The sequence below is a fragment of the Pelomonas sp. Root1444 genome (assembly GCF_001426885.1).
GTDB lineage: Bacteria > Pseudomonadota > Gammaproteobacteria > Burkholderiales > Burkholderiaceae_C > Pelomonas.
Map to the genome: position 1 here is coordinate 659,490 of NZ_LMFP01000028.1, position 26,031 is coordinate 685,520.

Sequence of the window (26,031 nt, forward strand, 5' to 3'; positions counted from 1 at the left end):
AAGGAATTACAGACCCGAAATCGGACCAATCTCGGAAGTGCCAAGCATGGAGCCAAGCATGTTCCAGTCCAGGACTTCACCGGTCGTGTTGTTGAAGAGGTCCTGTTGGATGACCCAGCCGGTGCCACTGAACCCGAGGCTGGCGATCTTGTTTTGCACATACTTGTTCCAGTGCGTGGTTGACCGGTAGTTCTGGTCCTTGTATGAGCCGGTCAGGCCGAGGCTCGCTGGCTTTACTCCTGCGCGATATTCGCCGATCAGCACGGGGATGCCGCGGTCCGTGAAATACTTCATCTTGGCGAGCTGAATATCGATGAGGCTTTCGTCACTGCCCGCCTTGACATTGCGATTTGTCCACTGGTTGCTCACCTTGTAGTTGTATCCCCAGAAGGCGGTCCAAGTCCCCCACGACTCATCTGTATCCATCAAGGTGAAATCAAAGGGGTCATAAAGGTGCACTTCAACCATCCGCTTATTCGCCGGATCCGTAGGTAGATTCTTTCCAAAATTGATCGTGTTATCGATATTGGTGTTCGGCCCTTGGACGATCAGCCAGCGAACAGCATTGCCGCCGCCGTTGGCGCGCATCGCGTTGATCCAATTCTGCTGATATTGGTAGAGCACATCGGTCTTCGCCTGGGTTGGTGCGTCAGGTTCGTTGGCGACAGCGAAGGCCAATTTGTCGCTGTCATACCATTTGAAGGTGTTCGCAACCTGGGTCCACATGTTGATCAACTTGGCATTGATCGCAGGGTCGTAGGAATTGAAGCCGTTGCGTTCGAACCAGCCCAGGTCATAGTGGTCGTTGATGATGACGTACAGGCCGGCGGCGAGGGCCCAGTCGACCGTCTGCTTGACCTGGGCCATGAACGCGGGATCGATCGTTCCGTTGGTGGAATGGAAATCCCACGCAACGGGTATGCGCAGGGTCTTGAACCCCCTGTCCCTGATGGAGTCGATCAGTGCCTTGGTCGGCGCCGCCGCTCCTGGCCAGAATGCTTCGAGGGTGTTTCCGAGGTTGATACCGGGATTCGGAAAGACTTGGGTCTGCGCGCTGGGCACGGTGATCGCAAACGCCTGGGTGGTCTTGGCGCCGCAACTGTTGGTGTAGGTGGCGGTGGCCGTGCAGCTGGCCGCGGGCGTGATGGTCTGCTCGCGTGCCGAGCCTGACGTGCCACAGCCGCTCCAGCCCCACGAGCCGCCGGTCGTCGGCTGCGGGCCGAGGATGGCCGAGTTGCCAGCGGTGACTGTGGCCGACGAGGTCTGCGTCCAGGAGCCGTTGGCGCTGATGTAGGGCGTGACGGCCGTCGGCGCGCAGCTGGAGCCGCGTATGGCGCTGGCCGAGCCGGAGTTGTAGCTGCCGGCACTGGTCGTGAACTTGACCCAGTACCAGTAGGACGTGCCGGTGTTGGCGGAGGCGTCGGCGTAGCTTCTGGCGCTGGTGGCTGGCACGGCGATGCGGGTGCGGCCGGCGGGGTCGGCGTCGGTGTCGCGGTAGACCTCCAGGCGCGAGACGTTGCCGCTCACGGTCCAGTTGAGCTGGTTGTCGTTGGCCGAGCCGCTGGCGCTCAGGCAGACGGTGGCGCCGCCGCCGCTGCCGCAGCTTTGCGCCTGCGCGAGGCTCCCTGCGCTCGCGCCGAAGGCGAGCAGCAGTGCTGGTATCAAGGTTCTCATGTTCTACCTTTCAAGGTGAAAGTGCTCGGCCGGTTGTCTCCTCCGGTCTCGAGCGTTATGGAAGGACGCAGCTCAGTGCATGGGCTTACATCCCGACAACTCCCCGACAGATTGAGATGGCAGCTCCAGCACCAGGCCTTGCGGGCCGGGATTCGCGGAGAACGGTGCCGGCACGACGGCCCGCGGCTGCTGGAATGTGTTGTGGGTGAGGCGCACGGCGAAGATCAGCGGGAGCCGCCGGATAGCCCGATGCGGTAGTAGTCAAAGTCCACGCGCCCTCCAGCGGTCTTGGTCGAATAGAAGAAAAGGCCGTAGCGATAGCCCATGAAGTGCGTTGGGTAGGAATAGGTCAGGCGCGAAGGGCGTCCGATGGGGGTCCAGGTCTTGCCGTCGAGGCTGTAGGAGAAGCGAGCGACCTCGGGCGCGGGCTCGAATTCGCTTTCGACCTTGAGGTGAACGGTGTTGCCAGCGAGGGGAATGGCCGCGATCTCCTCGGGCTTATCGGAATCGGCGCTCACCATGACGAGCGACCGGACGCCGCCGGTCATCCTGACGCCGACAAAACCGTACAGCTTCTGGAAGACGGTGAGGCCGGCCACATCGCCGTCCTTCATGCCGCTCACATCGAGGCTTGTGGTGGCGGAACTGGCAGGGCCGAAGGTGCGCTGGGTGAGGGTGTTCGTGGCCTCCGGCAAGGTGGCGACGACCCGGCTGGTGACGAGGCTCAGGTGGCCTGGGCGCTTGCTGAGCGACCAATCCTCGGGCCTCGGGTTGTGATTCCATTGCCAGGCCAGCGGCAGGGCGGCGTCGCCGGGCTGGCGGTTGAATTCGTCGGAGGCGACGATGCCGGAGGCGCCGGAGACGCCCTGCCCGCCGGCCGGAATGTCGAGCGTCATGGGCACCTTGCCGTTCTCGCCGAACACGGGCCAGCCATCCTTCCAGGTTACGGGCACGAGGTAAGGGATGCGACCGACGGCGCCGTTGCCCTTGAAGAGATAGGCGTACCACTTGCCGTCGGGCGTATCGACGAGGCCGCCCTGGGCGATGCCGCGGTCATCGAGCACGATGCGACTCTCGTAGGGCCCGTCGATGCAGTCGGCGCGGTGGGCGATGACGGTGGGCGCCCAGCGGCTTGCGGGGGAGGCGATGTTGAAGAAGTAGTAGCGACCGTTGATCTTGGAAAGATGCGAGCCCTCGCCGTTGAGCCCGCCCAGGTCGGTGCCGAAGATGGTGTTGACGTTCTCGATGAGCACCTTGTTCACGCCGCCGGGCTTGATGCCGGTGAGGTCGGGCTTCAGCTCGGTGAGCGTGATGCGCCCGCCGCCGTGGACCATGTAGACGCGACCGTCGTCGTCGAAGAACAAGCTGTGGTCATGCAGCGCGGGCTCGAAGCTCGTCTCCTTCCACGGGCCGCGCTCCGGATCGCGCGTGGTGTAGATGTGGGTGCGTCCGCTCGTGTACGAGAAGGTCGAGGCATGGAACACCCCGTTGTGGTAGCGCAGGCTGCTGGCCCAGGAGCCGGCGGCGTAGGCGTTCTTGCCGTTGTCCAGGCGCATGGCGTCGTTGTCGACGAGGGTTTCGTAGGCGTAGGACGCCATGCGCCAGTTGACGAGGTCCGTCGACTTCATGATCGGCAGGCCCGGGCTCATGTGCATCGTCGTGCTGCTCATGTAGTAGGTCTTGCCTACCCGGATGACCGCGATGTCCGGCACGTCGGCCCAGATCAGCGGGTTGTGCGCAGGTGCCGCCTGTGCCGTCTGCGCGACCTCTGCCGCCGGAACCGCCTGAGACGCAACGGAGAGCACGAGGGTCATCAGCAGGAAAAAGAGACGGGTGGAAGGGCGTCTCGGGCTTTCAGGGCGTTTGTCCATGTCTTGTCTGCGGAGCTGGTCATTGCGAATCAGGAATGGGGACGGTGGCCGGCTCAGCGCGCCTGACGCGCGTACAGCGCGAATGCGAAATCCGCCGGGCGGCCGCTCTCCTTGTCCTTCAGCGGTCGGTCGTCAAGGGTCGCCTCGCCGTCGGCATACACATCGCTGCGGCTGGCGCGCAGGTTGATCGTCAGCGCGTCCTTCTGGCCCTGCAGCGCCAGCGCGTAGCGGCGACCGGCCTTCAGCACGACGGACGGATGGGCGCTGAAGTCGAAGCTCAGCAGCCCGGCGCCTTGCGGCCGGTAGGCGATGGCCAGGCCCTCGCCGGCGCCGAGCAGTTCGGTGCCCGCCTCCACGTCGCGCAACGACAGGCGCAGGCTGCGCGTGGCGTCGGTGCCGTGGCCGTCGCCGGCGTACAGGCTGAGCCGGCCCAGTGGGATGTCGGCACGCGGCACGAAGGACTGCGTCAGGCGGGTCGAGCCGCCGTCGCGGTTGAAGCCGATGGGCTCGGGGGTCTGCTCGAAAGGCCGGGTGACCGAAGCCAGCGCCGGGGTGCCCGGCCAGCTTTCGGGATAGCCCTGGGCGAACTGCTGCACGGCCACGCGCGGGTCGGAGCGGCCCGGGTCCGGCAGCGCCGGCACCTTGCCGGCGGGCGGTTGGGGCGGCTTGCTGATGCCGGCCTCGGTCTGCGTGACGGGCCACATGCGGCCGTCGGCGTCGTAGTGGAGGTACTCCATCGCGACGGAGCGGCGGGACGTGGCGCCGGCCTCGCCGTTCAGCGTCAGCGCGGCATTGTGATAAACGAGATAGGACTGGCCCTTGAAGTCGTCGATGACGCCCGCGTGGATGGTGAAACTGTTCGGCACCGCGCCGGTCAGCAGGCCCTGGTAGGTCCAGGGGCCGCGCGGGCTGGGCGCGGTGGCATAGGACAGGTGTTCAAAGAGACCCTGATGCGCCATGGACGCATAGGTCATGTAGTACGTCCCCTTGCGCTTGGACAGCCACGGTCCCTCGGTGTAGTTGGGCAGCGCGATCTTCTCGATGGGGCCGTCCAGCTCGGTCATGCTGGCTTTGAGCTTGGCCAGGTAGAGCACCGGGTTGCCCCAGGCCAGCCAGGCGGTGCCGTCGTCGTCGATGAAGACGGTGGGGTCGATGTCGCTCCAACCGTAAGGGCTGGGCGTGGACGCATCGGTGATCAGCGCCGAGCCGCGCGCATCCTTGAACGGCCCCAGCGGGCTGTCGGCCACCGCCACGCCGATGGCCTTGCCGTACTGCGTGTTGTCGTGCTGCACGGTGGCGTAGAAGTAGAAACGGCCGTTGCGCTGCACCACCTGCCCGGCCCAGGCATCGCTCACCGCCCACTTGAAGTCCGTGGGCTTCATGAAGGTGCCGTGCGCGGTCCAGTGACGCAGGTCCTTGGACGAATAGGCCAGCCACTCCTTCATCAGGAAGAAGTCGTTGCCTTTGGCCTCGTCGCGGCCAACGTGGAGGTAGACGGTGTCACCGACGACCAGCGGCGCGGGGTCGGCGGTGAAGCGGTCGCGCAGCACCGGATTGGCGCCGGGCGCCGGTTCGCCGGCCAAAGCGGCGGCGCAAGCGATGGCCGTGCAGCAAAAAGCGGTTTGTTGGAGCAGTCTGGCCAGGCGCATGGCTGTGGGAACTTTCAGTGAGGTGCGGTAGTTGTGTGCACAGGAGTCGATTCGTGGAATGAGCATCAAGGGAGCCGTCGCACCTGTGGTCGATACAGGTATGCCGGCAGCATCACGTCACGATTCGACGATTAATGAACCAGTGATTCAGCGTTGAATCAACGGCTAAAAATAGAAGCGGTCTTACCGCTCAGTGCCATCTTAGATTGGTCGACGGTCGAACTAAGTAGGGGAAAAAACCTAGCGAGGTGCCGGCGGCCTGGCTCGCGGTACGAACAGCGGCCGCGACGCATAGGCGCAATCGCGCACCCTGATGCCGGCCGTGCGCGCGGCGGCGGGCCCCCCTGCCCCTGCGGTCAGGCCCGCATCAGGCCGCGGTCAGCGAACGGTCAATCGCCGCGGGCGCGGGGTGAGCGGACATTGGCAGGCCCGGGCGGCCCTCAGGTCTTCGGTCTGCGGGTCCAGGCCATTCGCCGGCGCGGGGCCGGCGTCGGCGATGCGGCTGCTGCTGGGAGGCAACACCCCAGGCGCATCCGCAGCAGTTGCCTCAGGCCAGGCCCGCCTTCTCCAACCCGAGCAGCTTGTCCTTGGACCCAGGCTCGGTGCGGAAGGCCACGTTCAGGCGGTTCCAGCCGTTGATGGCGGCGACGCGCCAGGTCAGCTCGGTCAACTCGGCTTCGGAGAACTGCTCGCGCACCTCGGTGAAGACGGCATCGGATACGCCGTCAGCCGCGATGCGCGTCAGCGCCTCGGTCCACGCCAGCGCGGCGCGTTCCTTGGGCGTGAACAGCGGCGATTCGCGCCAGATGGCCACATGGTGCAGGCGCAGTTCGCGCTCGCCATGCACCTTGGCCTGTTTGACGTGCATGTCCAGGCAGAAGGCGCAGCCGTTGAGCTGCGAGGCGCGGATGTCCACCAGCAGGGCCAGGCCTTCATCCATCTTGAAGGCCATGCTGAAGTCGAGGTACTTCTTGAAGAGGTCACCGGAATGGCGGCTGTAGTCCAGGCGTTGGGAATGCGTGTTCATCGTCGTTCCTTGTTGAGGTTGAGGTGGGCCGGCAGATCGTGGCGGCCACATCCTCAAGACGGGAGAGCCCGTCGGGTTGTGACATCAGGCGGGCTGGCGCTGCTCGATGGCGCGCAACTTGTCGGGGTTGCGCTGGATGTAGACGGCGCCGACCCGGCCCGGGGCCCGGGCCGGCGCCAAGGCGATGGTCTGCACCAGGCGGTCGCCGCCGGCGCCGTCGATGACGAGCAGGCCCGGCAGGCCGTTGACCGTCGCCGGCACGAGGCGCCAGCCGCGGCTGGTGGGCAGCTGCGCGAAGCCGATGAAGGTGCGCGCGATCAGCTCGCCGCCATGCAGCGGGCGGGGCACCGCGGCGACCTTGCCGCCGCCATCGGCCAGCAGCACGGCATCCTCGGCCAGCAGCTGGGCCAGGCCCGAAACGTCGTGGCTGCGCACCGCGTCCATGAAGGCCGCCACGAGCCGCTCGCCCTCCTCCCGGGCCACCTCGCGGCGCGCGTAGTCGGCCTTGACGTTCTTGCGCGCGCGGCTGATGAGCTGCCGGCAGGTGGCCTCGCTGCGGTCGAGGTGGCGGGCGATCTCTTCGTAGTCCAGGTCGAACACGTCATGCAGCAGGAAGGCCGCGCGCTCCAGCGGCGACAGCCGCTCCAGCGCCAGCATGAAGGCGATGGACACGTCCTGCGCGAACTCGGCCTGCTTCTCCGGGCCGGGCGCCCAGCCGAACAGCGCTTCGTCCTCCAGCAGCGGCTCGGGCAGCCAGACGCCCACGTACTGCTCGCGCTGGTGCGCGGCGGAGCGCAGCTTGTCCAGGCACAGGTTGGTCACCAGGCGCGACAGGAAGGCGCCGGCATGCTCGACGGTGGCCTCGTCCACCTCGGCCCAGCGCAGCCAGGCCTCCTGCACGATGTCCTCGGCCTCGGCGCGCGAGCCCAGCATGCGGTAGGCCAGCGCGCGCAGGCGCCGGGCGTGGTCGCTGTCGAAGCGGCGGGCGCGCGCCGCGGGGGTCGGGTCGTCGGTCATGGTCATGGCAGGCCTTTGGGTCGATCCTCCCATGACGAAACGCCAGCCCCATTTGTGACGTGCACGCGGCCCGATAGCATCCCGCCCATGGATCAGCCCCAGCACGACTACCTCGTCATCTCGCGCGGCCAGTGGGACGAGCGCGCCAGCCGCGAAGACGTCCAGCGCGCCATCGACCAGTTCTACGTCTGGTACGAGGGTCACCTGGCCAGCGGCCGCATGAAGCCCGGCAGCCGGCTGGCCGCGGCGGGCAAGGTCGTCGCCCACCAACTGGTCACCGACGGGCCGTTCGCCGAGACCAAGGAAATCGTCGGCGGCTACTGGTTCATCGTCGCGTCGAGCCTGGAGGAAGCGGCCGAGCTGGCCTCGCACAACCCCTGCCTGGCTTTCGGGCTGACGCTGGAAGTGCGCGAGCTGGACCCCGAACGGGCGCGGGCGGTGGACGTCACCAACGAAACCCCGCCCGAGTGGCGGCGCGGTTGAAGCGGCGCTGACGCCCCGCCTTCAAGGGCAGCGCAGGAAGACACCCTGCACCGTGCAGGCCCCGCGCGGCCCGACGAGATTGGGGCCCACGCGGGTCAGCGTGGAGCCGTCGCTGCCCACGCAGGTGGCGGCATTGCAGTTGCTGATGGTGATGGGCGCTTCGACGCGTGGCAGCGGCAGCGGTTCGGGGATGGGTGCCGGCGCTCGCACGCGGGGCGGCGGCGCGATGGCCTGCGACGGCGCGGGCGCGATCCAGGTGCGCTGCGACGGCGGCGGCGATGTCGTCAGGCCGCCCAGGCAGGCATCGGCCACGCGTTGCCGCAAAGGCTGCAGGCGCGCGGCGACGGCGCGCTGGCGCTCGGTGCCGGCCCGCGGCGCGGACGCCGCGGCGGCCGTGTCGGCGATGGCGTCCTCGGCGCGCTCCAGCGCCTGTAGCGCCGTGCGGCAGGCGGCTGAGCGCGGCAGTTCTTCGGCACAGGATGCGGCGCCGGCCCAGATCGTGCCGCTCAGCAGCATCAGCAAACCCACGCCGGGCCGGGGGCGGGCCAGGAGGAGGCGGGGAGTTGCAGTTGCATTCATGGCTGAGGCGTTGCGCCAGTGTCACGATCCGGTGGAGCCCGGCGCCGCGAAGCCAGTGTCCCGCAGCGCGGTCAGCCGCGGCTGCGGACGCCGCCCCGCAGCGGCCTCAGCAAATCCCGCAGGCCGTTGTGGTCCATCTCCTGCATGAGGGCCAGCAGCCGTCCGATCTCGCCCTTGGGGAAGCCCTCGCGCGCAAACCAGTGCAGGTAGTTGCCCGGCAGGTCGGCGATCAGCATGCCCTGGTGCTTGCCAAAGGGCATCTCGGTCGTCACGAGCTTGAGCAGGTCCTCGGGGTTCATGTCTTGAGCCGGTAGCCCACGCCGGCCTCGGTCACCAGCCATTGCGGCCGGTTGGGGTCGGCCTCGATCTTCTTGCGCAGGTTGGCCATGTGCACGCGCACGTAATGCACGTCCTCGGCATGGCCCGGGCCCCAGACCGCCTTGAGCAGGTGCTGGTGGGTCAGCACGCGGCCCGGCGCGTGGCCCAGCTCCTGCAGCAGGCGGTACTCGATGGGCGTGAGGTGCAGTTCCACGCCATCGCGGGTCACGGTGCGCAACGCGCGGTCCATGGCGATGGTGCCGAAGCGCAGCACGGGATCGGCATCGTTGCCGGCGCTACCTCCACGACTGAAGCGGCGCAGCTGCACGCGCACACGCGCCAGCAGCTCGGCCACGCCGAAGGGCTTGACGAGGTAGTCGTCGGCGCCGGCATCCAGTGCCTGCACCTTGCGCTCCTCGCCCTCGCGGGCCGACAGCACGAGCACGGGCGCCTGCGACCAGCCGCGGAACTCTCGGATGAAGTCCAGCCCGTCGCCGTCCGGCAGGCCCAGGTCCAGCACGACCAGCTCAGGCCGGCGCGTGGCGGCGTCGATGAGGCCGCGCGCCAGCGTCGCCGCCTCGAAGACCTCCAGGCCCTCGCTCTGCAGCGCCATGCGGACGAAGCGGCGGATCTCCGGCTCGTCCTCGATCATCAACACGCGTGCGGCGCTCACTCCGGTTTCTCCTGCGGTGGCTGACCGAGCGGAAGCTCGACGCGCACACAAGCGCCGCCCGTCGCGGCATTGTGGGCGCTGATGCGGCCGCCATGCGCCTCGACGATGGCTTTGCAGATGGCCAGCCCCAGGCCCACGCCCGGCGTGGCGCTCTCGCGGTCGCCGCGCTCGAACTTGTCGAACAGCCGGGCCTCGCGGCCGGGCGGGAAGCCGGGGCCGGCGTCGCTCACGTCGATCTCGACATGCCGGCCGGCCGTGCGCGCGTCAATGCGGATCGCACCACCCGCGTACTTGGCCGCGTTCTCCAGCAGGTTGACGAGCACGCGCTCGATGAGCACCGCATCCAGCTCGACGAGCGGCAGCTCGGGCGGCAGCTCCACCACCACCTCGCGGCCGGCCAGCACCTCGTCCAGGCTGGCCAGCGCGCTGCCGACGACCTCCTGCAGCGGCAACCAGTGGCGGTTCAACTGCACGGTGCCGGACTGCAGCCGCGCCATGTCGAGCAGGTTGCTCACCAGGGCGCTCATGCGCAGCGCGGAGCGGCGCATCGCGTCGGCGACATCGGCCTGCGGCGGGTCCAGCGGCGTGAGGCGCAGCGCATCGGCCAGCCCCACCAGCGCGGCCAGCGGCGTGCGCAGGTCGTGCGAGATGGCCGTCAGCAGCGAGTTGCGCAGCCGCTCGGACTCGATCTGCAGCGTGCTGTGCTGCGCCACCTCGATGTAGTGGATGCGCTCCAGCGAGATGGCCAGCAGCGCCGCGCAGGTGTCCAGCAGCCCGCGCGCCTCGGGCGACCAGCGCCGCTTCCTGCCGCCGACCTGGCCGTCGACCGCCAGCACGCCGCGCACGCGCATCGGCGCAGTCAGCGGCAGCATCAGGCAGGGGCTGGCCGGCAGTGTGTCGGTGCCCTGCCCGGCCGGCTGGCCGTGGTCGAAGGCCCATTGGGCGACGCCGAGGTCAGGCCGGGCACTGGCGCCGGGCAACACGGCCAGCACCTCGCGCCCCGCCGTGGCGCCGAGCGGCGGCACCAGCACGGCCGACGCCGCGCCGAACTCGGCGCTCAGGAAGCGCGTCGCGATCTCGGCCACCTGCTCGGCCACCAGCGCCGCACCCAGGTCGCGCGACATCGCGTACAGCCCGCGCACCCGCCGCTCGCCCTCCCGTGCGGCACGCGCCTGCGCCTGCAGGCCCGCCGCGAGCTGGCCGATGACCAGCCCCACGAGCAGCAGCACGGCAAATGTGACGAGGTATTGCGCGTCGCCGACGACGAACGACCAGCGCGGCTCGACGAAGACGAAGTCGAAAGCCGCCACGCCCAGCAGCGCCGTCAGCGCCGCCGGCGCGCGGCCGAAGCGCAGCGCGACGCCGACGACGTTGAGCAGGTAGAGCATGGCGATGTTGGTGGGCGCCATGAAGCGCAGCAGCTCGTTGCCGGCCGCCGTCACCAGCAGCGTGCCGGCCAGCGCGGCCGCATAGCCGCGCAATGCCTGGGCCGCGAACAGGCCATGGCCGCGCGGCGGCGCCGGCTTGGGCTGCCGGGAGTGGGTCGGCAGCGCCACCTGCAGCACATCCATCTCCTCGGCGAGATGGCTCAGCGCCTCGGCCAGCGTGCGCCGGCCCGGCCAGCGCCAGGCACGCTCGCGCCGGCCGACGACGAGGCGGGCCAGGTTGTGCTCGCGTGCATAGCCCACCAGCGCCGCGGCCACCTCGGGGGCGGAGAGCAGCGCCGTGCGCGCGCCCAGCGACTGCGCCAGCGCCAGCGTGCGCTGCACGCGCTGCCGGGCGGCCTCGCCCAGGCCCTGCGCTGTTTCCACATGCACGGCATGCCAGTCCAGGCCCAGCTGCTGGGCCAAGCGCGCCGCACTGCGCACGACCTTGTCGCTGGCCGCACCCGGGCCGACGCAGGCCAGCAGCGATTCGCGGTTGGGCCAGACCGCACTCTGGCCCAGCGCCGTGTGCTCGCGCCGGTAGGCCTGCATCTGGTCGTCCACGCGGTCGGCCGTGCGGCGCAGCGCCAGCTCGCGCAGCGCCAGCAGGTTGCCCTTGCGGAAGAAGTTCTTCGCCGCCCGCTCCGCCTGCTGCGGCAGGTAGACCTTGCCCTCCTTCAGGCGCTGCAGCAGCTCGTCGGGCGGCAGGTCGACGACGACCACCTCGTCGGCCTCGTCGAAGACCTTGTCCGGCAGCGTCTCCCAGACACGGATGCCGGTGATGCCGCCGACGATGTCGTTCAGGCTTTCCAGGTGCTGCACGTTCAGCGTCGTCCAGACCTCGACACCGGCCTCGCGCAGCTCCTGCGCGTCCTGCCAGCGCTTGGCATGGCGCGAGCCGGGCGCGTTGCTGTGGGCCAGCTCGTCCAGCAGCAGCACGCCGCCCGGCTGCCCGCGGCCCCAGGCGAGCGCGGCGTCGAGGTCGAACTCGCGCAGCGTCTGGCCCTTGTGAGCGATGTCGTTCAGCGGCAGCCGCGGCAGGTCGCGGGCGACGGCCTCGGTGTCGGCACGGCCATGGGTCTCGACGACGCCGACCCGCACCGCCTTGCCCTGGCGCTGCGCCGCATGCGCGGCGGCCAGCATCGCGAAGGTCTTGCCGACGCCGGCATTGGCGCCGAAGAAGATCTTCAGCCGACCACGCTGGGCGGCGGCTTCGTCGCGCTGCAGTTGGGCCAGCAGCGCGTCGGGGTCGGGGCGGGTCTCGGTCACAACCTAGATCCGGCAGTTGGGCGCGTCCGAGGGGCTGGCGAGGCGGGCCGCAGGCAAGGCGTGGCGACGCAGTGGGCTTGTGCCCACAAGGAGGAGCAACGCCGCCAGCGGCCTGCAGCGCCAGACAAGCGGGCGTGTCCGACTGCCGGGTCTAGGTTCATAGCCAGCCCAGGCGCTTGAAGCGCCAGTACAGCGCGCCGCTGACCAGCAGGATCACGCCCAGCGCCATCGGGTAACCGAAGGCCCATTTCAGCTCGGGCATCTTCTCGAAGTTCATGCCCCAGATGCCGGCCAGCGCGGTGGACGCCGCGAAGATGGCCGCCCAGGCGGCGAGGCGCTTGGTGACCAGGGATTCGTCCAGCGTGACCAGCGTCAGGTTGACCTGGGTGGCCGCGATGATGGTTTCGCGCGCGGCGTCGATGCTGGCCTGGATGCGCACCAGATGGTCGTAGACGTCGCGGAAATAGTCCTGCATGGCCTTGCACACCACCGGCACGCGGCCGCCGTGCAGCTTGCCCGCCACGTCCAGCAGCGGCGTGACGGCGTGGCGCAGCGTGGCCAGGCGCTGCTTCAGGCCGAACAGGCGTTGCACGACGGCCTGGCGGTCCTGGCGCGGCTGGAACATGGTCGCCTCCAGCTGCTCCAGCTCGGCCTCGATGGCGTCGATGAGCGGGAAGTAGCGATCCACCACCGCGTCCATCAGCGCATAGAAGACGAAGCCCGGCCCCTGGCGCAGCAACTCCGGCTCGCGCTCGGAGCGGCCGCGCACGCCCAGGAAGCCCTGCGTGCTGCGGTGCCGCACCGACACGACGAAGCGCGCGCCGACGAAGACGTGCACCTCGCCGACTTCGAGGCCGCCGTCCGGCCCGGCCTCCAGCAGGTGCATCGCCGCGAACAGGATCTCGCCGTACTCCTCCAGCTTGGGCCGCTGGTGGCCCTTGCGGGCGTCCTCCACGGCCAGCGGCGGCAGGTCCAGCTCGTGCTGCAGGCGGGTCAGCTCGTCGTCGGTGGGGTCGCGCAGCGCGATCCAGACGAAGCCGGACTGCGCCTGCAGCGCCTCGGACAAGTCGTCCAGATCCGGTTCGGCGACGACGCGGCCATCGTCGTATACGGCACTGTTGATCAGCATGGCGACGTCGGGCGGTGCAGGGACATCGCGCCATCCTCGCATGCCGCCATCACCTGGCGAGGCCCTCCAGCGCGAGGTTCAGCGCCAGCACGTTGACGCGCGGCTCGCCGACGAAGCCCAGCCAGCGGCCCTCGGTGTGCTGGGCGACGAGGGCGCTCACCGCCGGCACCGGCAGGCCGCGCGCGCGGGCCACGCGGGCCGCCTGATAGTCGGCGGCGGCGCGGCTGATGTGCGGGTCCAGGCCGCTGGCCGAGGCGGTGACGAGGTCCACCGGCACCGGTGCGGTGTTGCCGGGGTCGGCCGCGCGCAGCGCCGCGATGCGGGCCTGCACGGCCTCGGCCAGCGCCGGTGCCGTCGGCGCGAGGTTGGAGCCGCCGGAGTTGGCCGCGTTGTAGGGCGTGGGCGCCGTGGCGGACGGGCGGCTCCAGAAATGGCCGGGGTCGGTGAAGGCCTGGCCGATCAACCCGGAGCCGACGGGCTGGCCATTGCGTTCGACGAGGCTGCCGTTGGCCTGGCGCGGGAACAGCGTCTGCGCGATGCCGGTGACGGCCAGCGGGTAGGCCAGGCCGGTGATGAGGCTGAGCAGCACGAAGAGCGTCAGCGCGGGGCGGAGTTGGGTGTTCATGGTTGCCTCAAGCGAGGTGGAGGGCCACCAGCAACAGGTCGATGGCCTTGATGCCGATGAAGGGCGCGATGACGCCGCCCAGGCCGTAGACCGCCAGGTTGCGGCGCAGCAGCGCGGCGGCGCCGATGGCGCGGTAGCGCACGCCCTTGAGCGCCAGCGGGATCAGCACGACGATGATCAGCGCGTTGAAGATGACGGCGGAGAGGATGGCCGAGTTGGGGCTGCCCAGCCGCATGACGTTCAGCGCCGCCAGCTGCGGGTAGGTCGACACGAAGGCTGCCGGCAGCACGGCGAAGTACTTGGCCAGGTCGTTGGCGATGCTGAAGGTCGTCAGCGACCCGCGCGTCATCAGCATCTGCTTGCCCGTCTCGACGACCTCGATGAGCTTGGTCGGGTTGCTGTCGAGGTCCACCATGTTGCCGGCCTCCTTGGCGGCCTGGGTGCCGGTGTTCATCGCGACGGCCACGTCGGCCTGGGCCAGCGCCGGCGCGTCGTTGGTGCCGTCGCCGGTCATGGCCACCAGCCGGCCCTGCGACTGGTGCTCGCGGATCAGCGCCAGCTTGGCCTCGGGCGTGGCCTCGGCGAGGAAGTCGTCCACGCCGGCCTCCGCCGCGATGGCCGCGGCCGTGAGCCGGTTGTCGCCGGTGACCATGACGGTCTTGATGCCCATGCGGCGCAGCTGCACGAAGCGCTCCTTGATGCCCGGCTTGACGATGTCCTTCAGCTCGACGACGCCGAGGATGTGCGCGTCGTCCGCGACCACCAGCGGCGTGCTGCCGCGGCGGGCCGCTTCGTCGACCAAGGCCTGCACGCCGGCCGGCCAGCGGCCGCCCAGCGCCTCGATGTGCGCGCGCACCGCGCTGCCGGCGCCCTTGCGGATGCGGCGCGTGCCGAAGTCCACGCCGCTCATGCGCGTCTGCGCCGTGAAGGGCACGAACTCGCCGCGCTCGCCGGCCGGTGCCGCGCCGAACTTGCGATCGGCCAGCGCCACGATGCTGCGGCCCTCGGGCGTCTCGTCGGCCAGCGAGGCCAGGCGCGCGGCGTCGGCCAGCTGCGCCTCCGACGTGCCGTCCAGCGGCCAGAAGGCGTCGGCCTGGCGGTTGCCCAGCGTGATGGTGCCGGTCTTGTCCAGCAGCAGCACGTCCACGTCGCCCGCGGCCTCCACGGCGCGGCCAGAGGTGGCGATGACGTTGGCCTGCAGCATGCGGCTCATGCCCGCCACGCCCACGGCCGACAGCAGGCCGGCGATGGTGGTGGGGATCAGGCAGACCAGCAGCGCGACGAGCACGACCAGGCCCACCGGCTCGCCGGAGCCGGCGACGGCCACGCTGAACTGCGAGAACGGCAGCAGCGTCGCGACGACGCCGAGGAACACCAGCGTCAGCGCCACCAGCAGGATGGTCAGCGCGATCTCGTTGGGCGTCTTCTTGCGCTTGGCGTTCTCGACCATCGCGATCATGCGGTCGACGAAGGTCTCGCCCGGGTTGACGGCCACGCGGGCCACGACCCAGTCGGACAGCACGCGCGTGCCGCCGGTCAGCGCCGAGAAGTCGCCGCCGGACTCGCGGATGACGGGTGCGGATTCACCCGTGATGGCGCTCTCGTCGACCGACGCGACGCCGTCGACGACCTCGGCGTCCGCGGGCACGACGTCGCCGGCTTCGATGAGCACGACCTCGCCCTTGCGCAGCGTGCCGGCCTCGCGCGGGTGCCACCTCAGCGCGTCGCGCGGGGCGCGGGCCTGCCAGTCGTCCAGCACCTTGGCCCAGGTCTCTTTCTTGAGCCCGCGCAGCGACGCCGCCTGGGCCTTGCTGCGCCCTTCGGCCAGCGCCTCGGCGAAGTTGGCGAACAGCACCGTGAACCACAGCCACAGCGTGACGGCGATGGTGAAGCCACCCGGCCGCGCGATGGCCAGGGCCGTCGTGAACGCGCTGCCCAGGTAGACGACGAACATCACCGGGTTGCGCAGCTGCACGCGCGGGTCCAGCTTGGCGACGGACTCACCCAGCGCCTGGCGGGCCAGCCGCGGGTCGAACAAGGAGAAGGTGCGATTCATGCCGCGCTCCACAGGATCAGGTGCTCGACGACCGGGCCCAGGGCCAGGGCGGGCACATAGTTCAGCAAGCCCACCAGCATCACCACGCCGATCAGCAGCGCGATGAAGAGCGGCCCGTGCGTGGGCAGCGTGCCCTCGCCGGCGGCGAGGCGCTTCTTGGCCGCCAGCGAGCCGGCCATCGCCAGCACCGGCACGATGACGCCGAAGCGGCCGATCCAGATCACCAGGCCGATCAGCACGTTGTAGAAGGGCGTGTTGGCCGACAGGCCGGCGAAGGCGCTGCCGTTGTTGTTGCCGGCCGAGGACAGCGCGTACAGCACCTGGCTGAAGCCGTGTGCGCCGGGCGCCGAGATGCCCGCCCTGCCGGGCTCCACCAGCACCGCCAGCGCCGTGCCGACCAGCACGGCCAGCGGCGTCAGCAGGATGGCCAGGGACATCATCTTCATCTCCGCCACCTCGATCTTCTTGCCGAGGTACTCGGGCGTGCGGCCGATCATCAGGCCGGCCACGAACACGGCCAGCATCGCGAACACCAGCATGCCGTACAGGCCCGCGCCGACGCCGCCGAAGACCACCTCGCCGAGCTGCATCATGACCAGCGGCACCGCGCCGCCCAGCGGCGTGAAGCTGTCGTGCATCGCGTTGACGGCGCCGCAGCTCGCGGCCGTCGTGATGACGGCGAACAGCGACGAGGCCTCGATGCCGAAGCGCGCCTCCTTGCCTTCCATGTTGCCGCCCGGCTGGGTGGCGCTGGCGGTGGCGTCCACGCCCAGCGCCGCCAGCCGCGGGTTGCCGGCCTGCTCGGCGCCGGTCGCCACGACGACGGCGACGACGAAGATCGCCGTCATCGCGCCCAGCACCGCCCAGCCCTGGCGCATGTCGCCCACCTGCCGGCCCATGACGAAGCACAGCGCCGCGGGGATCAGGAAGATGGACAGCATCTGCAGCGCGTTCGTCAGCGCGCTGGGGTTCTCGAACGGATGGGCCGAGTTGGCGTTGAAGAAGCCGCCGCCATTGGTGCCCAGCATCTTGATCGCCAGCTGGGACGCGACCGGCCCGACGGACAGCGTCTGACCCTGGCCTTCCAGCGTGACGACATGGCGGCTGGCCTCCAGCGTCTGCACGACGCCCAGGCCCGCCAGCGCGATGGCGAAGACGAGGGCCAGCGGCAACAGCACCCACAGCGTCGCGCGGGTCAGGTCGGCCCAGACGTTGCCGATGGCCAAGGAAGCGCCGGGCCGCCCCAAGCTTCCTTGACCCCCTCGGGGGGTGGCCAGGGCTTGTCCCTGGCCTGGGGGCGTCGAGTCCCCGCCATGGCGCGCAAAGCCGCGCAGCAACGCCATGACGACGGCGATGCCGGTGGCGGCGGACAGGAAGTTCTGCACCGTCAGCGCCAGCATCTGCGTGAGGTGGCTCATCGTCGTCTCGCCACCGTAGCCCTGCCAGTTGGTGTTGGTGACGAAGCTGATGGCGGTGTTGAAGGCCGAGTCGGGCGACACGGCGGCAAAGCCTTGCGGGTTCAGCGGCAGCAGATGCTGCAGGCGCTGCAGCGCGTAGACGGCGACGACGCCGAGCGCATTGAAAAGCAGCAGGCCGAGGGCGTAGCGCAGCCAGCCTTGCTCGCCACCGTCCACGCCGGCCAGGCGCAGCAGTGGGCGCTCCAGGCGCTGCAACGGCGCGACGCGGCCCTCCATGACGGCGTGGATCCAGCGCGACACCGGCCAGGCCAGCGCGAGCAGCACCGCCAGGAAGGCGATCAGTTGGCCCCAGGCAGCGCTGCTCATGACAAGTCCTCCGGGAACAGCAGCGCCCAGAACAGGTAGCCCACCAGCCCGACGACGAGCACGCCGGCGGCGAGTTCGAAGCCGGTCATGGCTTGCGCCTCGCCAAACGCTCGCAGCCCCAGGCCGCGAGCCCCGTCAGCAGCGCGAGTGCCGCGCCCAGACCCAGAAACACGATGTCCATGAACACCTCCATTGCGATGGAGGCCATTCTGGAAACCGCGCCCTCAACGCCTCGACAAGATCGAGGCGAAGGGCATCAAGAAAGCATCAAGACTTGCCGATGGCAAGCTGGGTCAGGTCGATGCCGCGCTCCCGCGCGATCGCTTCCAGCACCGGCAGCAGCGGGCCCAGCTTCTCGTCCAGCGCGTCGCGCACGGTGTCGACGACGACCTGCGTGCTGCGATCGATCTCGATGTGGATGGCGTCGCCCACCGCCTTGTCGCCAAAGGTCGTCATGCGCAGCGTCTCGGGGATGAGCCAGACCTCGAACCAGCCCGAGCCGTCGCGCTCGCGCCGGGCCTCGGCCACGGTCAAGCTGCAGCCGTTGACGCCGATGTAGCCCTTGGCAAACACATAGCGCATCCACGGCGCCGGCACGGCGAAGCGGATGACATGGTTGTTGTCGGGCTTGCGGATCTCGGCGATGCGGGCGGACACGTCGACATGGCCCGACAGCGGGTGGCCGCCGATCTCGACGCCCTCCCTCGCCGCGCGCTCGACGTTCAGGCCGGAGCCCACCTTCAGCGCGCCCAACGTCGTCAGGTTCAGCGTCTGCGCCATCACGTCGAACAGCGCGGTGTCCGGCGCCGGCCGCCCGGTGACGGTCAGGCAGACGCCGTCGCAGGAGACGCTGGCGCCGATGGCCAGGTCCGCGTCGAAGCCGGCCGGCAGCTTCAGCGCCAGCGTGTGCAAGCCCTCGCGGGCGTCGATGGATTCAACACGGGCGACGCCCTGGACGATGCCGGTGAACATCAGCGCGCTCCTTGCTTGGCGGCGAACACCTCGGGCGTGAAACCCAGCGTCAAGCTGCCGTCCGCCCAGCGCACGACGGGTCGCTTGATGACGCTGGGCTCGGCCAGCATCAGCGCCGTGGCGGAAGCGTCGTCGACGACGCCGGCCTTGGCCGCGTCGCCGAGCTTGCGCCAGGTCGTGCCGGCGCGGTTGACGAGCTTGTCGCGGCCGAAGGCCTGCAGCCAGGCGGGCAGCTCGGCGGCCGGGACGCCCTGCTTCTTGAAGTCGTGAAAGGTGGTTTGCAGGCCTTGGTCGGCCAGCCAGGCGCGGGCGCGCTTGACGGTGTCGCAGTTGGGGATGCCGTAGACGGTGATCATGGCCGCCAACTTACCATGTCGCCATGATCGACTGGCTGGACGAGGACTCCCTGGACTTCCCGCCGAGCCACCGCGCGCTCGGTCCCGAGACCGACGCGCCGGGGCTGCTCGCTGCGGGTGGCACGCTGACCCCCGAACGCCTGCAGGCGGCCTACAGCCGCGGCATCTTCCCCTGGTACGGCCCCGGCCAGCCGCCGCTGTGGTGGGCGCCCGACCCGCGCATGGTGCTGAAGACGACCGGCTTCAAGCTGTCGCGCTCGCTGCGCAAGGCGGTGCAGCGCTTTGCCGCCACGCCGGGCTGCGAGATCCGCGTCGACCACGACCGCGACGCCGTGCTGCGCGCCTGCGCCAGCGCGCCGCGCGAAGGACAGGCGGGCACCTGGATCGTGCCGGAGCTGCAGGCGGCCTACCTGGCCTGGCCGGCCATGCACAGCGTCGAGACTTGGGTGGACGGCGAGCTCGTCGGCGGCCTGTACGGCGTCAACCTCGGGCGCATGTTCTACGGCGAATCGATGTTCATGCGCCGCACGGACGCCTCCAAGATCGCGCTGTGCGCGCTGGTCTGCCTGTGCCGCGAATTCGGCATCCCGTGGATCGACTGCCAGCAGAACACCCGCCACCTGGCCTCGCTGGGCGCCGCGGAAGTGCCCCGAAGCGTGTTCGAAGCCCACCTGGCCGCCCATGCAGGCGAAGCCACGCCGGGGCCCTGGACCTATCATCCGGCCTACTGGCACCGGCTGCTGAACCCAACGTGACCCACCCCAAAGAACTGCCCCTCGCGCAGATCCAGTTCTATGCCACGGCCGCCTACCCGTGCAGCTACGTGGCAGGCCGCCAGGCGCGCTCGCAGGTGGCGACGCCCAGCCACCTGATCCACGCCGACGCCTATTCCAACCTGGTCGCCGCGGGCTTTCGCCGCAGCGGCTTGTTCACCTACCGCCCCTACTGCGACCAATGCCAAGCCTGCATCGCGCTGCGCGTGCCGGTCGGCCGTTTCGAGCCCAACCGCAGCCAGAAACGGGCGTGGAAGGCCCACCGCCACCTGCAGGCCAAGGTCATGCGCCTGGGCTATTCGCCCGAGCACTACGCGCTCTACCTGCGCTACCAGGCCGGGCGGCACAGCGGCGGCGGCATGGACCACGACAGCGTCGACCAGTACACCCAGTTCCTGCTGCAATCCCGCATCAACTCCCGCCTCGTCGAGTTCCGCGAGCCCATGCCGGACGGCAGCACCCCACTGCGCATGGTGTCCATCCTCGACATCCTCAGCGACGGCCTGTCGGCGGTCTACACCTTCTACGACCCGGACGTCGAAGGCAGCTTCGGCACCTACGGCGTGCTGTGGCAGATCAGCCAGGCGCGCGAACTCAAGCTCAGCCACCTCTACCTGGGCTACTGGATCGCGGAGAGCCCCAAGATGGCCTACAAGGCCGGCTTCCGGCCGCACCAGATCCTGCAGAACGGCGTCTGGGCAGACGCCCCTTAAACCAGCACTTCAGCGACCGCCGGGTGGCCCAGGAAACCTTCGGGGCTGGCGCTGCGACCGTAGGCACCGCTCTGGTAGACGACCGCCAGGTCACCGATCTCGCCGCGCGCCATGTCCATGCGGTCGGCCAGCAGGTCCAGCGGTGTGCACAGCGGGCCGACGACACTGGCAGCCTCCGTCGCCGACTCCTTGCGGCCCTGCGGCTCGACTGACGCCGGGTAGTTCTTGCGCAGCACCTGCCCGAAGTTGCCGGACGCCGACAGGTGGTGGTGCAGCCCGCCATCCGCCACCAGGAAAACCTGGCCGCGCGAGACCTTGCGGTCGACCACGCGGCTGACATAGACGCCCGCCTCGCCGACGAAGTAACGGCCCAGTTCGATGACCAGCTTGGCCTGCGGCAGGTCGGCCTTGGCGCGGGCCTGCAGCGCCGCGAGGTTGTCGGCGATGGGCGCCAGGTCCAGCCGCGTCTCGCCGGGGAAGTAGGGAATGCCGAAGCCGCCGCCCAGGTTCAGGAACTTGACCGGCGAAGGCGCCGCCTCGGCCAGCCGCAGCGCCAGCTCGTAGCTCTTCTGCTGCGCCTCGCAGATCGCCTCGGCCTTGAGGTTCTGCGAGCCGGCGAACAGGTGGAAGCCCTCGAAGGCGATACCGTCGCCGCCCAGGCGGCCGACCTCGGCCAGCACCTCGGGCAGCGCCTCGGCATCGATGCCGAACTGCTTCGGGCCGCCGCTCATGCGCATGCCCGAGCCCTTCAGCTCGAAGTCGGGGTTCACGCGCAGCGCGACGCGGGCCGGCAGGCCCAGGCGCTGGGAGGCGCGCGCCAGCGGCGCCAGTTCACGCACCGATTCCACGTTGACCAGCACACCCGCCGCGACCGCCTGGCCCAGCTCGATGTCGCGTTTGCCCGGGCCGGCAAAGCTGATCTCGTGCGGGTCGGCCCCAGCGTTCAGCGCCACCTGCAGCTCGCCCGCCGAGGCCACGTCGATGCCGTCCACCAGCCCGGCCATCAGCTGCACCAGCGCCGGCATCGGGTTGGCCTTCATCGCGTAGTGCAGCTCGATGCCTTGCGGCAGCGCCGCGCGCAACTCGGCGACGCGGCGTTGCAGCAGCCCGCGGTCATAGGCATAGAACGGCGTCTGGCCGACCCGCTCGGCCAGCACCGACAGGCGCTGGCCGCCGACCAGCAGCTCGCCGTTGGCGTCGCGGGGAAAGAGCACGGGAGCGTGCTCGAGCACACGCTTGGGAGGGGCTTGTTCGGTCATGCGGCTTGGCGTTCGACCCAGTCGGTCGAGAGGGTCTTGCGGTCGATCTTGCCGTTGGGGTTGCGCGGCAGCGGGCCGCTGCGGACGGCGATGCCGTGCGGCACCATGTAGGCCGGCATGCGCGCCTTGCAGGCGGCCAGCAGCGCCGCGGTGTCCAGCTCGGCCGCGCCTTCCGGTGGTGTCGCGATGACCTGGATGGCCTGGCCCAGCGTGTCATGGTCGACACCGAAGGCCACGCACTCGCCGACCAGCCCGGTCGCGTACAACACTTCCTCGACCTCGGTGGGGCTCACACGGTAGCCCGAGGTCTTCATCATCTCGTCGCGGCGGCCGACGAAGTACAGGAAGCCTTCGGCATCGCGCTTCACCGTGTCGCCCGAGAACACCGCGAACTCGGGCAGCTGCAGCCCGCTCTCGCGGCCGCCGACGCCTGATCCCACGACAGGCAGCGGCTTGTAGCGCTCGGCCGTCTTCTCGGCGTCGTTCCAGTAGCCCAGGCCGACGAGGGCACCGCGGTGCACCAGCTCGCCCGGCTCGTCGGGTGCGCATTCGCTGCCGTCCTCGCGCAGCACGAGGATCTCGGCGTTGGGAATCGCCTTGCCGATGGAGTCCGGCCTGCGGTCGACCTCCTCGGGCGGCAGGTAGGTCGAGCGGAAGGCTTCGGTCAGGCCGTACATCAGGAAGGGCTTGGCCGACGGCGCCTTGGCGCGCAGCAGGTCCAGCGTCGCGCGCGGCATGCGCCCGCCGGTGTTGGCGAAGTAGCGCAGGTGGGCGTCGATGGCGGCGGGCCATTCCAGCTGCGTCAGCTGGATGTACAGCGGCGGCACGGCGGTCAGCCCGGTCACCTTCTCGCGCTCCATGGCCTTGAGCACGTCCTTGGGCAGCAGGTAGTTCAGCAGCACGACGCGGGCGCCGCTGTGGAAGGCGGTGGTCAGCTGGCTGAAGCCGGCATCGAAGGACAGCGGCAGCGCCGCCAACAGTGTGTCGCTGGCGCGGTTGTCCAGGTAGCTCGCCACGCTCTTGCCGCCGGCCACCATGTTGCGGTGGGACAGCACGACGCCCTTGGGCCGGCCGGTCGAGCCCGAGGTGTAGAGGATGGCCGTCATGTCGGTATCGATGACGCGGTGGCCGGCGCGGGCGGGCGCGGCCAGCAGCGCAGCCCAGTCGTGCACCGGCACCGGGGCCGAGCCGATGCCGCTGGTCAGCACCACATGGCGCAGCGACGGGCACTGCGTCAGCACGTCGCCCAGTTGCGCCAGGCGCTCGGGCGAAGTGACCAGCACGCGCACGTCGCAGTCCTGCAGGATGAAGCCGACCTGCTCGGGCTTGAGCAGCGGGTTCAGCGGCACGAACACGCCGCCAGCCGCAGGCGCGCCGAAGCTGGCGACCACCGTCTCGAAGCGCTTTTCCAGGTAGATCGCCACGCGCTCGCCGCGGGCCAGGCCCAGCTGCATCAGGCCGCTGGCAAAGCCGCGCACCGCCGCGTCCAGCTCGCCGTAGCTCAGCGTTACCGCGCCGTAGGTCAGGGCCGGGGCATCCGGCGTGCGCTCGGCGGCAACGGCCACCAACTCGTTCAACAGGGTCGATTCGGGCATGAAGCGCGGCCGGAAGGAGGGCAAGAAGCGGGAAAAAAGTATCGCACGCGCCCCCGAGGCCAAGGGGTGCGCTCCCCGGAGCCGAGGGGGCCGCCCGCTAAACTGCGCGGCTGCATTTTCAAGGCTAGACGGGCCCCCTCAATGGACAAAGACCAAGTCCTCAGCCATGTGCTGCGGCTTCTCGACGACGTGCTGAGCCTGAACGGCCGCGCCCAGACCTTCACCCGCGACACCGCCCTGCTCGGCGCCCTGCCCGAGCTGGACTCGATGGCCGTGGTCAGCCTGATCACCGCGATGGAGGAGCAGCTGGGCATCGTCGTCGACGATGACGACATCGACGGCGACACCTTTGCCACCGTGGGCTCGCTGGCGGACTTCGTCGCCGCCCGCCAGGGTTGACCTCTCACCCCGACGTCTTCTTCCTGCCCGCCGCCGGCGGCGAGCAGCGGCTTTGCCTGTTCCACGCCCCATCCTCCGCGTTTCAGGGCGCGCCGCGCGGCAAGCTGCTCTACCTGCACCCGTTCGCCGAGGAGATGAACAAGTCGCGCCGCTTGGCCGCCCTGGCCTGTCGCGCGCTCGCCGAGGCCGGGCATGCGGTGCTGCAGATCGACCTGCGCGGCTGCGGCGATTCATCCGCCGACTTCGGCGACGCCGGCTGGGCCGACTGGCAGGCCGACGTGCGGCTGGGCCTGGCCGAACTGGACCGTCGCGTGCCCGGCGCACCCCTTTGGCTCTGGGGCCTGCGCGCCGGCTGCCTGCTGGCCGCCGCCGACTGGGGCCGGCCGGTGAACCATCTGTTCTGGCAACCGATGACGAACGGCAAGCTCGCGCTGCAGCAGTTCCTGCGCCTGAAGCTGGCGGCCGAGATGGCCAGCGGCGCCAGCAAGGGGTTGATGGACCAGATGAAGGCCGAGCTGGCCGCCGGCCGCCCGGTCGAGATCGCCGGCTACCGGCTGGGCCCGTCGCTCGCCGCAGGGTTGGAAGCCGCGAAGCTCGCGCCCGCCGGCACGGCTGGCCGGGTCGAATGGCTGGAGGTCAGCACCCGCGAGGACGCAACGCTGACACCCGTCAATGAACAGGCCGTCAAGGCGTGGCAGGACGCCGGCTGGTCCGTGCAGGCGCAGATCGTCCAAGGCCCGGGCTTCTGGGCCACCAGCGAGATCGAACTCGCACCGGCGCTGATCGCCCGGACGGTGGAGGCGCTGTCGTGAACGAGTCGGTGTTGAGCTTCACCTGCGAAGGAGAGCCGCTGGTCGGCATCCTGGCGGAGCCGGACGGCACGCCGGCCGAGGTCGGCGTGCTCATCATCGTCGGCGGCCCGCAGTACCGGGTCGGCAGCCACCGCCAGTTCACCCTGCTGGCCCGTCACCTGGCCGCCAACGGGTTCGCGGCGCTGCGCTTCGACTACCGCGGCATGGGTGACAGCCCCGGCGAGGCGCGCGACTTCCTCGGCGTGGATGCCGACATCGCGGCCGCCATCACCGCCCTGCTGGCGGCCCGCCCCGCGCTGAAGCGCGTGGCCCTGTGGGGCCTGTGCGATGCGGCTTCGGCCGCCCTGCTCTATCTGGACTCGACCCGCGACCCACGCGTTGCGGGCATCGCCCTGCTGAACCCCTGGGCCCGCTCGGCGGCGAGCCTGGCCCAGACGCACGTGAAGCACTACTACTGGCGCCGCCTGCGCGAGAAGGAGTTCTGGCTCAAGCTGCTGAGCGGCGGCGTCGGCACGACCGCGCTGCGCACGCTGGGCAGCAACCTACGCCTGGCCCGCGGGGCCGGCAGCAAGACGGCGGACTCGCGCAGCTTCCAGGACCGCATGGCCGCCGGCCTGCGCGGCTTCGACGGGCCGGCGCTGCTGGTGTTGAGTGGGGATGACTACACTGCGCGCGAATTCGCCGGCTGGGCCGGGTCTTCGCCGGCTTGGCAGGGCTTGCTGGCACGACCGACTCTGGTCCTGCACGAGATGCCGACGGCCGATCACACGTTTTCGACGCTCGAGGATCAGGACGCCCAATGCCGCATCTGTTTGGACTGGTTGAGGACACGATGCCTAGCACCTCGAACATGAAGCTCGCGCTGCGGCGCTGGCCGGCAAGCGCCGCAGCGGTGGCGCTGGCATTGGCTGCACTGCCGCTGGCCGCGCAACCGAACCGTGCGCCGGCCCCGCCCGGCTGCGGCGAGACACACAACCAATATGGCCCGTTCGACTACCGGACCGCGCACCCGTCGCAGCGCGCGCTCGTGGAGAACGCCCACTTCACCCGCGGCGTCGAAACGTTGACCAAGGGCGCCACGGGCCCCTTCGGCAACGACATTGGCTACACGCTGGCTGTCTTTCCCAACCACCCACGGGCGATCTACACCGTCGAGCGCCTGGCTGCCAAGGAGAAGGCCGATCCTGCTTTTGGCACCGACATGACCGTCGAGTGCTATTTCGCTCGTGGCATGGCTTTCGCGCCGGACGACCTGGTTTTTCGCATGCTGTACGTGAGCTTCCTGGCGCGGCGCAACCGCATCGAGGAAGCGCTGAAGTTCCTGGACTACGTCGTGCAGCAGGCCGAGGACAACCCCCTGACGCACTTCAACGCGGGGCTGCTGTATTTCGACATGAAGTTGTACGACAAGGCCTTGGCGCAAGCCCATCGCGCCATGGCCCTCGGCATGCGTCGCACGGAGTTGCGTGACCGATTGACTTCGGCGGGCCGTTGGAAAGAGCCGCTGCCCGCGGACGCTGCGGACGCAGCGGCATCCGCTGCCCCGGCCGCCTCGCAGACACCTCCCTGAATCC

General features: G+C 69.7%; 25 protein-coding genes. 7 read left to right on the forward strand and 18 right to left on the reverse strand.

All coding sequences use genetic code 11. The features are described 5' to 3' along the window. Positions 1 to 6: 6 nt before the first annotated feature. The 5 genes from ASD35_RS20795 to sigJ all read right to left on the reverse strand — a co-directional run bounded on the left by ASD35_RS20795 (position 7) and on the right by sigJ (position 7,244). Positions 7 to 1,674, reverse strand: a complete 1,668-nt coding sequence (locus ASD35_RS20795) for a glycoside hydrolase family 5 protein (protein ID WP_157275685.1) — start codon at positions 1,672 to 1,674, stop codon at positions 7 to 9. Between the two features lie 224 nt (positions 1,675 to 1,898). Beyond that, complete coding sequence (locus ASD35_RS20800) at positions 1,899 to 3,488, reverse strand: glycoside hydrolase 43 family protein (protein ID WP_056876850.1); 1,590 nt, start codon at positions 3,486 to 3,488, stop codon at positions 1,899 to 1,901. A 110-nt stretch (positions 3,489 to 3,598) separates the two neighbouring features. Further along, entirely contained in the window at positions 3,599 to 5,194 is a 1,596-nt protein-coding gene (locus tag ASD35_RS26770; RefSeq protein ID WP_082580315.1) for a glycoside hydrolase family 43 protein, read from the reverse strand. 547 nt (positions 5,195 to 5,741) lie between these two features. Beyond that, positions 5,742 to 6,221 (reverse strand): carboxymuconolactone decarboxylase family protein, encoded by a 480-nt coding sequence (locus tag ASD35_RS20810; protein WP_056876851.1) that lies wholly within the window; start codon positions 6,219 to 6,221, stop codon positions 5,742 to 5,744. 84 nt (positions 6,222 to 6,305) lie between these two features. Next, a complete protein-coding gene (gene sigJ, locus ASD35_RS20815) occupies positions 6,306 to 7,244 on the reverse strand; it encodes an RNA polymerase sigma factor SigJ (protein ID WP_056876852.1) in 939 nt (312 codons plus the stop codon). A gap of 81 nt (positions 7,245 to 7,325) precedes the next feature. On the opposite strand from sigJ, the gene ASD35_RS20820 reads away from it, so the two are divergent. Next, on the forward strand, positions 7,326 to 7,721 hold the full coding sequence (locus tag ASD35_RS20820) for a YciI family protein (RefSeq protein WP_056876853.1): 396 nt from the start codon (positions 7,326 to 7,328) through the stop codon (positions 7,719 to 7,721). Positions 7,722 to 7,742: 21 nt separating this feature from the next. Here the strand turns inward: ASD35_RS20820 and ASD35_RS20825 are convergent, their stop codons facing one another. The 11 genes from ASD35_RS20825 to ASD35_RS20870 form a co-directional block, all read right to left on the reverse strand. Then, positions 7,743 to 8,300: a hypothetical protein gene (locus ASD35_RS20825; RefSeq protein ID WP_157275686.1), complete on the reverse strand. Its 558-nt coding sequence runs from the start codon at positions 8,298 to 8,300 to the stop codon at positions 7,743 to 7,745. Positions 8,301 to 8,371: 71 nt separating this feature from the next. Beyond that, entirely contained in the window at positions 8,372 to 8,599 is a 228-nt protein-coding gene (locus ASD35_RS20830; RefSeq protein WP_056876855.1) for a DUF3820 family protein, read from the reverse strand. Then, complete coding sequence (locus ASD35_RS20835) at positions 8,596 to 9,270, reverse strand: response regulator (protein WP_056877457.1); 675 nt, start codon at positions 9,268 to 9,270, stop codon at positions 8,596 to 8,598. The genes ASD35_RS20830 and ASD35_RS20835 overlap by 4 nt, the downstream gene beginning before the upstream one ends. A gap of 17 nt (positions 9,271 to 9,287) precedes the next feature. Continuing rightward, positions 9,288 to 11,984 carry a DUF4118 domain-containing protein gene (locus tag ASD35_RS20840; protein ID WP_056876856.1) on the reverse strand — a complete coding sequence of 899 codons (2,697 nt, stop codon included), beginning with the start codon at positions 11,982 to 11,984 and terminating at the stop codon, positions 9,288 to 9,290. A 157-nt stretch (positions 11,985 to 12,141) separates the two neighbouring features. After that, a complete protein-coding gene (corA, locus tag ASD35_RS20845; protein ID WP_056876857.1) occupies positions 12,142 to 13,113 on the reverse strand; it encodes a magnesium/cobalt transporter CorA in 972 nt (323 codons plus the stop codon). Between the two features lie 49 nt (positions 13,114 to 13,162). Further along, complete coding sequence (gene kdpC / locus ASD35_RS20850) at positions 13,163 to 13,738, reverse strand: potassium-transporting ATPase subunit KdpC (protein ID WP_056876858.1); 576 nt, start codon at positions 13,736 to 13,738, stop codon at positions 13,163 to 13,165. Positions 13,739 to 13,745: 7 nt separating this feature from the next. After that, complete coding sequence (gene kdpB, locus ASD35_RS20855) at positions 13,746 to 15,794, reverse strand: potassium-transporting ATPase subunit KdpB (protein WP_056877458.1); 2,049 nt, start codon at positions 15,792 to 15,794, stop codon at positions 13,746 to 13,748. After that, positions 15,791 to 17,578 (reverse strand): potassium-transporting ATPase subunit KdpA, encoded by a 1,788-nt coding sequence (gene kdpA, locus ASD35_RS20860; protein ID WP_056876859.1) that lies wholly within the window; start codon positions 17,576 to 17,578, stop codon positions 15,791 to 15,793. The genes kdpB and kdpA overlap by 4 nt, the downstream gene beginning before the upstream one ends. Further along, a complete protein-coding gene (kdpF, locus tag ASD35_RS26775; RefSeq protein ID WP_082580316.1) occupies positions 17,575 to 17,667 on the reverse strand; it encodes a K(+)-transporting ATPase subunit F in 93 nt (30 codons plus the stop codon). Before kdpF ends, kdpA begins: the two co-directional genes overlap by 4 nt. A 178-nt stretch (positions 17,668 to 17,845) precedes the next feature. Next, positions 17,846 to 18,550 (reverse strand): riboflavin synthase, encoded by a 705-nt coding sequence (locus tag ASD35_RS20865; RefSeq protein WP_056876860.1) that lies wholly within the window; start codon positions 18,548 to 18,550, stop codon positions 17,846 to 17,848. After that, positions 18,550 to 18,906 (reverse strand): arsenate reductase, encoded by a 357-nt coding sequence (locus tag ASD35_RS20870; protein WP_056876861.1) that lies wholly within the window; start codon positions 18,904 to 18,906, stop codon positions 18,550 to 18,552. Before ASD35_RS20870 ends, ASD35_RS20865 begins: the two co-directional genes overlap by 1 nt. Positions 18,907 to 18,929: 23 nt before the next feature. Here ASD35_RS20870 and ASD35_RS20875 point away from each other — a divergent pair, with 23 nt between their 5' ends. Next, complete coding sequence (locus ASD35_RS20875; RefSeq protein ID WP_056876862.1) at positions 18,930 to 19,661, forward strand: leucyl/phenylalanyl-tRNA--protein transferase; 732 nt, start codon at positions 18,930 to 18,932, stop codon at positions 19,659 to 19,661. Next, complete coding sequence (locus ASD35_RS20880; protein ID WP_056876863.1) at positions 19,658 to 20,392, forward strand: arginyltransferase; 735 nt, start codon at positions 19,658 to 19,660, stop codon at positions 20,390 to 20,392. Before ASD35_RS20875 ends, ASD35_RS20880 begins: the two co-directional genes overlap by 4 nt. Here ASD35_RS20880 and ASD35_RS20885 read toward each other — a convergent pair. Together ASD35_RS20885 and ASD35_RS20890 are read right to left on the reverse strand one after the other, a co-directional pair. Further along, positions 20,389 to 21,651, reverse strand: coding sequence for a pyridoxal-dependent decarboxylase, exosortase A system-associated (locus ASD35_RS20885; protein WP_056876864.1), 1,263 nt, complete (start codon positions 21,649 to 21,651; stop codon positions 20,389 to 20,391). The genes ASD35_RS20880 and ASD35_RS20885 overlap by 4 nt on opposite strands. Beyond that, the gene (locus ASD35_RS20890; RefSeq protein ID WP_056877459.1) at positions 21,648 to 23,246 is read right to left on the reverse strand and encodes an acyl-CoA ligase (AMP-forming), exosortase A system-associated; all 1,599 of its coding nucleotides are present in this window, start codon (positions 23,244 to 23,246) and stop codon (positions 21,648 to 21,650) included. The genes ASD35_RS20885 and ASD35_RS20890 overlap by 4 nt, the downstream gene beginning before the upstream one ends. Positions 23,247 to 23,387: 141 nt before the next feature. On the opposite strand from ASD35_RS20890, the gene ASD35_RS20895 reads away from it, so the two are divergent. Genes ASD35_RS20895 through ASD35_RS20910 form a run of 4 tightly spaced genes read left to right on the forward strand, consistent with a single transcriptional unit; the run spans position 23,388 to position 26,027 of the window. Then, entirely contained in the window at positions 23,388 to 23,645 is a 258-nt protein-coding gene (locus tag ASD35_RS20895) for an acyl carrier protein (RefSeq protein WP_056876865.1), read from the forward strand. Next, complete coding sequence (locus ASD35_RS20900; RefSeq protein WP_056876866.1) at positions 23,642 to 24,457, forward strand: hydrolase 2, exosortase A system-associated; 816 nt, start codon at positions 23,642 to 23,644, stop codon at positions 24,455 to 24,457. The genes ASD35_RS20895 and ASD35_RS20900 overlap by 4 nt, the downstream gene beginning before the upstream one ends. Next, positions 24,454 to 25,311: a hydrolase 1, exosortase A system-associated gene (locus ASD35_RS20905; RefSeq protein ID WP_056876867.1), complete on the forward strand. Its 858-nt coding sequence runs from the start codon at positions 24,454 to 24,456 to the stop codon at positions 25,309 to 25,311. The genes ASD35_RS20900 and ASD35_RS20905 overlap by 4 nt, the downstream gene beginning before the upstream one ends. Further along, positions 25,308 to 26,027: a hypothetical protein gene (locus ASD35_RS20910; RefSeq protein ID WP_056876868.1), complete on the forward strand. Its 720-nt coding sequence runs from the start codon at positions 25,308 to 25,310 to the stop codon at positions 26,025 to 26,027. Before ASD35_RS20905 ends, ASD35_RS20910 begins: the two co-directional genes overlap by 4 nt. Positions 26,028 to 26,031: the final 4 nt, after the last annotated feature.

Bases quoted from the DNA above. Each gene is read 5' to 3' on its own strand.
- ASD35_RS20885 (WP_056876864.1), bottom strand. From the start codon at position 21,651: ATGACCGAACAAGCCCCTCCCAAGCGTGTGCTCGAGCACGCTCCCGTG.
- kdpB (WP_056877458.1), bottom strand. From the start codon at position 15,794: ATGAATCGCACCTTCTCCTTGTTCGACCCGCGGCTGGCCCGCCAGGCG.
- ASD35_RS20825 (WP_157275686.1), bottom strand. From the start codon at position 8,300: ATGAATGCAACTGCAACTCCCCGCCTCCTCCTGGCCCGCCCCCGGCCC.
- kdpC (WP_056876858.1), bottom strand. From the start codon at position 13,738: ATGAACACCCAACTCCGCCCCGCGCTGACGCTCTTCGTGCTGCTCAGC.
- ASD35_RS20870 (WP_056876861.1), bottom strand. From the start codon at position 18,906: ATGATCACCGTCTACGGCATCCCCAACTGCGACACCGTCAAGCGCGCC.
- ASD35_RS20800 (WP_056876850.1), bottom strand. From the start codon at position 3,488: ATGACCCTCGTGCTCTCCGTTGCGTCTCAGGCGGTTCCGGCGGCAGAG.
- ASD35_RS20830 (WP_056876855.1), bottom strand. From the start codon at position 8,599: ATGAACCCCGAGGACCTGCTCAAGCTCGTGACGACCGAGATGCCCTTT.
- ASD35_RS20910 (WP_056876868.1), top strand. From the start codon at position 25,308: ATGAAGCTCGCGCTGCGGCGCTGGCCGGCAAGCGCCGCAGCGGTGGCG.
- ASD35_RS20795 (WP_157275685.1), bottom strand. From the start codon at position 1,674: ATGAGAACCTTGATACCAGCACTGCTGCTCGCCTTCGGCGCGAGCGCA.
- kdpA (WP_056876859.1), bottom strand. From the start codon at position 17,578: ATGAGCAGCGCTGCCTGGGGCCAACTGATCGCCTTCCTGGCGGTGCTG.
- corA (WP_056876857.1), bottom strand. From the start codon at position 13,113: ATGCTGATCAACAGTGCCGTATACGACGATGGCCGCGTCGTCGCCGAA.
- sigJ (WP_056876852.1), bottom strand. From the start codon at position 7,244: ATGACCATGACCGACGACCCGACCCCCGCGGCGCGCGCCCGCCGCTTC.
- ASD35_RS20835 (WP_056877457.1), bottom strand. From the start codon at position 9,270: ATGATCGAGGACGAGCCGGAGATCCGCCGCTTCGTCCGCATGGCGCTG.
- ASD35_RS20810 (WP_056876851.1), bottom strand. From the start codon at position 6,221: ATGAACACGCATTCCCAACGCCTGGACTACAGCCGCCATTCCGGTGAC.
- ASD35_RS20895 (WP_056876865.1), top strand. From the start codon at position 23,388: ATGGACAAAGACCAAGTCCTCAGCCATGTGCTGCGGCTTCTCGACGAC.
- kdpF (WP_082580316.1), bottom strand. From the start codon at position 17,667: ATGACCGGCTTCGAACTCGCCGCCGGCGTGCTCGTCGTCGGGCTGGTG.
- ASD35_RS20890 (WP_056877459.1), bottom strand. From the start codon at position 23,246: ATGCCCGAATCGACCCTGTTGAACGAGTTGGTGGCCGTTGCCGCCGAG.
- ASD35_RS20875 (WP_056876862.1), top strand. From the start codon at position 18,930: ATGATCGACTGGCTGGACGAGGACTCCCTGGACTTCCCGCCGAGCCAC.
- ASD35_RS20865 (WP_056876860.1), bottom strand. From the start codon at position 18,550: ATGTTCACCGGCATCGTCCAGGGCGTCGCCCGTGTTGAATCCATCGAC.
- ASD35_RS20820 (WP_056876853.1), top strand. From the start codon at position 7,326: ATGGATCAGCCCCAGCACGACTACCTCGTCATCTCGCGCGGCCAGTGG.
- ASD35_RS26770 (WP_082580315.1), bottom strand. From the start codon at position 5,194: ATGCGCCTGGCCAGACTGCTCCAACAAACCGCTTTTTGCTGCACGGCC.